5 protein-coding genes are annotated in these 5,299 nt (G+C 60.3%); all 5 read left to right on the top strand.

The window, feature by feature from the left end:
• Positions 1-398 (top strand): cupin-like domain-containing protein (locus B4U49_RS01385; protein ID WP_193432795.1); only part of this gene is annotated, 398 nt, incomplete at its 5' end.
• A 10-nt stretch (positions 399-408) separates the two neighbouring features.
• Positions 409-1,926, top strand: coding sequence for a tryptophan halogenase family protein (locus B4U49_RS01380; RefSeq protein ID WP_078082798.1), 1,518 nt, complete (start codon positions 409-411; stop codon positions 1,924-1,926).
• A gap of 69 nt (positions 1,927-1,995) precedes the next feature.
• Complete coding sequence (locus B4U49_RS01375) at positions 1,996-3,045, top strand: LacI family DNA-binding transcriptional regulator (RefSeq protein WP_078082799.1); 1,050 nt, start codon at positions 1,996-1,998, stop codon at positions 3,043-3,045.
• A gap of 396 nt (positions 3,046-3,441) precedes the next feature.
• Entirely contained in the window at positions 3,442-4,332 is an 891-nt protein-coding gene (locus B4U49_RS01370; protein ID WP_078082797.1) for a hypothetical protein, read from the top strand.
• A 226-nt stretch (positions 4,333-4,558) separates the two neighbouring features.
• Positions 4,559-5,209: an MBL fold metallo-hydrolase gene (locus B4U49_RS01365; protein WP_078082796.1), complete on the top strand. Its 651-nt coding sequence runs from the start codon at positions 4,559-4,561 to the stop codon at positions 5,207-5,209.
• Positions 5,210-5,299 lie beyond the last annotated feature (90 nt).

The raw sequence follows: 5,299 nt of genomic DNA, 5'->3' as shown, positions 1-5,299 counted from the left end.
ATCCCGACTTTGAGCGTTTCCCGGGTTTTCGCGATGCGCTGGCCGCAGGCCAGGTGGCGGAGCTGGAGCCTGGGGATGCGATATATATTCCCAGTATGTGGATGCACCATGTGGAAGGTTTGAGCCCCTTCAATATTCTGGTGAATTACTGGTGGGACGATGCGCCCCTGCATACCGGTTCGGGCATGAATGCGCTGTATCACGGCATCCTGTCCCTGCGCGACAAGCCTGAGCACGAAAAAGAAGGCTGGCGGCAACTTTTCGAGTACTACGTGTTCGGTCCCGGGGATCGGGCCGGCAAACATCTTCCGGAGCATGCCCGCGGTGTACTGGGCGAGCTGGATAACATCGGCGCACGCCAGCTGCGTGCGATGCTGATCAACAAGCTGAATCGCTAGGGGAGCCGGCATGGAAAAATCTGTCGCGAACGAAAAAGGCCGTATTAAACGTGTCGTCATCGCCGGTGGGGGAACCGCTGGCTGGATTGCTGCTGCAGCCCTGTCGAAAAAACTCGGTGAGATACTGGATATCACCCTGGTGGAGTCGGATTCCATTGGCACCGTGGGTGTCGGCGAAGCCACCATTCCACCCCTGCGTACTTTTCACCGGCTGCTGGGTATCGATGAACAAGCATTTATGCGCGCTACCCAGGCCACGGCCAAACTCGGCATCGCATTTGAAAACTGGGGCAGGGAAGGCGAGCGCTATATCCACTCTTTCGGCAAGACGGGCACCAGTGCGTGGATGTGTGATTTCCACCACTTCTGGTTGCGTGGCAAACAGATGGGTTTTGATAGCGGGATTGGAGACTTCTGCCTGGAACACCAGGCTGCCGAGGCCGGTCGATTTGCTGCGGGCCCCAAGTCGCCGCTGAATTTTGCCTATCACCTGAATGCCACACAGTACGCCGCGTTTTTGCGCGAGTTTAGTGAAGGGTATGGAGTAACCCGGGTAGAGGGCACCATCCACGATGTGCGCCAGAACTCCCAAACCGGTGACATCGAATCGCTTCTGCTGGAAGGCGGTCGAGAGATCGACGGAGACCTGTTTATCGACTGCAGTGGCTTCCGCGGCCTGTTGATCGATAAAACCCTGCGCAGCGAATTTGAAGACTGGTCGCACTGGTTGCCCTGTGACAGCGCCATACCCTTGCAGACTCGCGCAACCGGCCCGGCCATGCCCTATACCCGCTCCATCGCTGAGGCCTCGGGCTGGCGCTGGCGAATTCCGTTGCAGGAGCGCATTGGCAATGGCCTGGTGTACTGCAGTCGCTACCTTGCGGACGATGCGGCAACGTCACTGTTGCTCGAGCGTGTGGACGGCGAGCCGCTGACGGATCCGCGGGTAATTCGCTTTACCACCGGCAGGAAAAAACAGACCTGGAAAAACAACTGTATTGCCCTCGGTCTTTCCAGTGGGTTTATCGAACCGCTGGAGAGCACCAGTATCCATCTGATCGTTACGGGCATTGTGCGCCTGTTGCAGCTGTTCCCGTTCACTGGTGTGGAACCGTCACTGCAACAGGAGTACAACCGCCAGACCCAGCGGGAACTGGAAGACATCCGCGATTTCATCGTGTTGCACTATCACGTCAACCAGCGCGAGGGCGATGTGTTCTGGGATCACTGCCGACAGATGGATATTCCCGACAGCCTCGCCCAGCGGCTCGACCTGTTCCGCGAGCGCGCCCATGCCTACCAGAATAACGACGAACTGTTTCGCGTGGATTCCTGGGTGCAGGTGATGCTGGGGCAGGGCTTGCAGCCGCAATCCTTCCACCCGCTTACGCAGATGATGACCGAGCAGGAAATGCAGCAACTACAATCCGGACTCCGTGCGCAGGTAGCCCAGGGGGTCAACGCGCTGCCGCCGCACCACGAGTTTATCCGGCAGTATTGCCCGTCTTCTGCACCGGTGCCTGCGTGACCGCTTGCTTCCGGTGACGATTAAAGTGGATCATTGTCCGCCTGTGAAATTGATTGGGCCTGTGACAGCGTGAAACCCAAACAGAGCCGCCGCCAGGGCAGCGGCCCCACTATTGCCGATGTCGCCCGCGAGGCCGGGGTCTCGCCGATGACCGTCTCCCGGGTCATCAACGGCGAAGACAATGTGCGTGCGCGTACCCGCGATACGGTCAACGCGGCGATCAAATCCCTGGGCTATACCCCCAACAATGCTGCGCGCAGCCTTGCCGGTGGCGCCCAGATCAAGATCGGCTTGATGCACAGCAACCTCAGTGCTTCCTACCTGAGTGCCTTCCTGATCGGCGCCCTGGAACAGGCCAGCCGTTACAACATCCAGCTGGTGGTGGAGCACTGCGATGTGGCGTTGAACGCGGAAGCGGTAGCCGCGCGGATGCTGAATGGCGGCGTCGAGGCCATGCTGTTGCCGCCGCCGCTATCGGATCTGCCGGCGGTGCTGGAAGTGTTGGAGGGTAGTGATACCCCCGCGGTACTGATTGCCTCGGAGCAGCCGCGCAACAATATCTCGGTGGTCAAGATCGACGACTACCAGGCTGCCTATGAAATGACCCGGCATATCGCCTCCCTCGGCCATCGGCGCATCGGCTTTATCACCGGCGACCGCGGCCAGCAGGTGAGCCAGCGGCGCCTGGAAGGCTATCGCCAAGCCCTCAAGGACTCGGGGCTGGCGCCGGCGGCGGACCTGGAGGTGGAGGGCTTTTTCACCTACCGCTCGGGATTGCTCGGTGCCGAGCAGCTGCTCGACCTGGAACTCCCGCCCACCGCGATTTTTGCGTGTAACGACGAAATGGCCGCGGCCACCATCTCCGTGGCCCAGCGTCGCGGGCTGGATATTCCCAAAGACCTCACCGTGTGCGGCTTCGACGACACCGCCCTCGCTACCACCATCTGGCCGGAGCTGACCACCATTCACCAGCCGGTGGTGGATATGTCGCGGGCAGCGGTGGACCTGCTGGTGAAGAAAGTTCGCGCAGTGCGCGCCGGCGAAGCCGAGCAGGGCCAGCAGGTCCAGCTGGACTTCACTCTCATCCGCCGCCGCTCCGACGCCCCGCCGAGAATCTGACCGTTTTCTGCAGGCAGAAAAAAAGCCGGCACAGGGCCGGCTTTAAGCAGAGATACGATGAGAGTTCGATTACCAAGCGTTCACACGATACGATTTGGGGGAACTGTAATGTTTGACGGGCCCATGGCGCTCTAGTTCCCCGCCGGCATGAAAAAATCCCGATTTTTTGTAAAATCCGCCACATCGGGATGATTTTGTCGCTTAATTCATCTTTTATGGCGCCATTCTTCCCATTGCCAACGTCCGGTGGTAGCTTCTAGCGTTTGTGGAGTACTGCTCGTGGTTCGTTTATTGAAGAGCAGCACAAATTTATATATCCAGAGAAAATAACAAGATGCGCGGGAAACCCCCGGCGAGGTAATCGCATCCAATAAAAAAATACTACGGGGAGCGACAATGGCTGATCTGGTCATCCTGGCCGCGCCGGGCATGGGCGCGGTGGACGAAGACTTTGCCGAGCCGCTATTTCAGGCGCTCAAGAGCGGACTGGGGGACGACTGGTCCCGCATTCACACCGACACCATTCTCTGTCAGGGCCACCTGCAGCCCAATCTGGAGCGGGTGTTCGAGGCCATGCAGAAGCGCGACATGGACTACCTGCGCGCGCGCAAATTCATGCTCTACGGGCTCGCCGAAGCCTCCGCGCAACAGGCAGACATCCACCAGCGCGGCGGCAACTACGACAAGACCCAGCAGGCCATCTACCAGACCTTCGAGTGCGCCGCCAAAGCCACCGCCGACACTGCCCCGGTGATACTGCTCAGCCACTCAATCGGCTGCAGCATCCTCTCCAACTACCTGTGGGACGCCCAGCGCCCCACCATCAGTCACGGCGTGTGGCGCGACGGCGGACCCAAAGGCGTACACAAGGGCTCCGCCAAGGACCTCTTCCTGCGCGGCAAAACCCTGGCCCACTGGTACACCCTCGGTGCCAGCAACCCCCTGTGGACCGCCGGCATGGCCCGCGACCAGATCCAGGCGGTCACCTCGGATACCCGCGGCTACAACTTCCGCTGGAAAAACTTCTACCACCCGGACGACCTCTTTGGTTGGCCTCTCAAGCCCTTGAGCCCTTCCTATAACCAGGCGGTTTACCGGGACTACGAAACCCGCCCGCTGGCGGACTGGAGCGCCGCCAGCTGGGGCCCCCAGCTGGTTTCCCACGATGGGTACTGGCAGAGCGAGATGGTGCAGAAGAGCCTGATCGAGGATGTGCAGGAGCTGTTGAAAAAGTCCTCGGCGCGCCGCCCCAGCCCAATGCAGCGAGCGACGGCTGCAGCGATATAGAGCGCCGATCCCCGAATCGAAGGTGGCGATGCCGGCTGTTCCCTTGCAAGACCTTCCGCGAGAGGGATCTCGCGGTAGAGCCCCCAGGGATGGGTGCACGGCGAGTCTTGCAAGGGAACAGCCGGTAGCGCTACCGCCACCAAACTGAAAACGAAGCCCAGGGCCACCTTAGCCGGATAAGGCGCCGAGCGTTATACTCGGCACCGAAGACTAAACAGGTAATCCCATGGCTCTGCAATTTCACTCGGTTCCCGTTACCCCTTTCCAGCAAAACTGTACCCTGCTGTGGTGCGATGACAGCAAGCGGGCGGCGGTGGTCGACCCGGGTGGCGATGTGGATCGTATCCTCGCGGCGGTGGAAGAGCGCGGCCTCAAGCTGGAGAAGATTCTCCTGACCCACGGCCACCTCGACCACGTTGGCGGCACCGCGCCCCTGTCCCGGGACCTCGGATTGCCCGTAGAAGGCCCGCAGAAGGCTGATCAGTTCTGGATCGAGAAAATCGAGGTACAGGCACAGATGTACGGCTTCCCGCCGGTGGAAACCTTCACTCCCGACCGCTGGTTGGAAGACGGCGACACCGTGACCGTCGGCGACGAAGTCCTCGAAGTCGTGCACTGCCCGGGTCACACCCCCGGCCACATCATCTTTTTCCATCGCCCCAGCAACCTGGCACTGGTGGGAGACGTCCTGTTCGCCGGCTCCATCGGCCGCACCGACTTCCCCATGAGTAACCATCAGGATCTGCTCGACTCCATCACCAAAAAGCTCTGGCCCCTGGGCGACGAAGTCAAATTCATCCCCGGCCACGGCCCCATGTCCACCTTTGGACAGGAGCGGCAAACCAACCCCTTCGTGGCCGACAAACGCTTTGGTTGATTCAGCATCGATTCACGCTGGGGCAGGTTAAATAGTGGCACTGAACACTGACAGTAGCGGCAAATTGCCGGGTACAGGTTTTCAGGACCG

Origin of the sequence: Microbulbifer mangrovi (genome assembly GCF_002009015.1) — a bacterium.
GTDB lineage: Bacteria > Pseudomonadota > Gammaproteobacteria > Pseudomonadales > Cellvibrionaceae > Microbulbifer > Microbulbifer mangrovi.
Note: the sequence above shows the minus strand (reverse complement) of the source record. Positions and strands in the feature narration are given on the sequence as shown.

Excerpts from the sequence above, each read along its gene's own strand:
- B4U49_RS01380 (WP_078082798.1), top strand. The coding sequence starts at position 409 with ATGGAAAAATCTGTCGCGAACGAAAAAGGCCGTATTAAACGTGTCGTC.
- B4U49_RS01370 (WP_078082797.1), top strand. The coding sequence starts at position 3,442 with ATGGCTGATCTGGTCATCCTGGCCGCGCCGGGCATGGGCGCGGTGGAC.
- B4U49_RS01365 (WP_078082796.1), top strand. The coding sequence starts at position 4,559 with ATGGCTCTGCAATTTCACTCGGTTCCCGTTACCCCTTTCCAGCAAAAC.